This window comes from Nostoc flagelliforme FACHB-838 (genome assembly GCF_014698065.1).
In the GTDB taxonomy this organism is placed as follows: domain Bacteria; phylum Cyanobacteriota; class Cyanobacteriia; order Cyanobacteriales; family Nostocaceae; genus Nostoc; species Nostoc flagelliforme_B.
In genome coordinates, this window is record NZ_JACJSI010000699.1 from 1 (window position 1) to 1,742 (window position 1,742).

Annotated in this window: 1 protein-coding gene and 1 pseudogene; both read right to left on the reverse strand. The window is 35.4% G+C overall.

The features are described 5' to 3' along the window. Window positions 1-293 precede the first annotated feature (293 nt). Window positions 294-476 carry a hypothetical protein gene (locus H6G97_RS50870; RefSeq protein WP_190947751.1) on the reverse strand — a complete coding sequence of 61 codons (183 nt, stop codon included), beginning with the start codon at window positions 474-476 and terminating at the stop codon, window positions 294-296. Window positions 477-543: 67 nt separating this feature from the next. Further along, window positions 544-1,539, reverse strand: a pseudogene (locus H6G97_RS50875) (IS4 family transposase); the annotation flags it as partial. Window positions 1,540-1,742: the final 203 nt, after the last annotated feature.

Below are 1,742 nucleotides of genomic sequence, written 5' to 3' on the forward strand. Positions count from 1 at the left end.
GTAGTGTTTTGCAACTGTTATCTAGCCGCCTCAATTATTAGTGAACACCTTTGCAGACTACACTTTCAGGCTGTTATTTGGCTATTCTGTTTGTGAAATGAGCGAACCGACCGTTAATTGGTAAATTTATTGCAGTTTAGCAGTTAAGCGTTGATTTTTATTTATCCATTAAGTCAAGTCAACAATCAACACATCCACGAGACTAAAGCTAAGAGCAGCTTAATGATTGAAGAGTGTTTGGATGGGGCAAAAATTTAAATATTAGGAAACCAGGTTTATCTAGAATCCGGTTTCTACACCCCATATTCAGCAGTCCGCAATCCTAACTCCACAAGAATTTTCCAGCCAAGGTGAATAATCCGATCAATGATCGCAGTAGTTGTATTCTCGCCGGCATTCTTCCCAATTAAGATATCGTTTGAGCGCAGAAAGACTTTTTCACTGGGATAAACAATAGTGCTTAGAAAGATTTTCAACTAAAATACCCATTCTTCTTTGCTTCCAACTTAGTATATATTTAATCTTGCGGGGCTACAAAAAGGACTAGGATGCAGATAGAATAAGCCTCATAGCTCTCTCACCTTGCTGGTAGTATTTACGTTTATTAGGATTTAATGTCAATAATTCGGCGACTAATTCATAAGAATTTTCCATAAAATTGACCCAGTTAGACCCATATAATCCAATATAAAAACTGCTATGACGGCGAACTGTACGCGCAGATTCTTTGATTCGACCGACATATTTTTGAACACCCATACGTTTAACTTTTTGACCAGATATAGTTGCAGCGGTATAGGCAAGTGAGATTAATAATATTAGGGAAATTAGTCGTTGGACTGATACATTAGTATCTTCCAAATTATAGCCACCACTCTTAAAATCTCTAAACATTTCTTCAATATCAAAGCGTTGTTTATAAGCTCTAATAACTGAATCTAAATCATCTAAATTGGTAAGGATAAACCAACCCTCCTCCGGCGCAACTCCCAAACGTTTACGTTTCCATTTAGCAGCGAGATTAAAGCTAACAAACCCAAGGGATTTTGTATATTTAATGCCTTGGTAAAAGAAAGAAAGGCCAGGCGCTAAACCTAAATCTCTTAATTGCAGCCAAATTTCCGGTTCTATTTCTATAAATGCATCTTTTTTTAAGCGTAAACAGAAATATACTTTCTGCTCTGTCAGCCAGTTAGCCAGTTTTATTGAACAAAATTCACGGTCTCCTAACACTACAGTTTTATAATTATTAAAAAGTGGCAATGCTTTTTTGAATACTGCTTCTTGTTCATCAAAATTGCTTGAACCTAATTTGTCTAATAGCTTAAAATATATTGGGATAGACCTTTTATCCCAAACCACACTAATCATTAACAGATTAATACACCCCCAATTAGTCCGGTCAATTACTAAATAAATAACTCCATTTAAGGGAAAATATATCTCTAACCAGTTTTTAATAATTGGGAACCAAATTTCTTCAATATTTATGTAATTTAAAGACAAAAACCGTTGAATTTTGTTTTTTCTACTTTCAAAAAATAGTAATCGACCACGGGGCGATCGCAAATTACAAGAAAGTAAAACCCATTGACATCAAAGAGTTAGAGTTCAAAAGAAGCAGACAGCAGACTAATTCAATTTGGGAAATCAAACTGTATAAATTCGTGGGTTTTAAGCAGCATAATTGAGCAGCAACTTTACTCGGCAGGAACTTGTGGAAGTAAAGAAGGAGTTGGTTG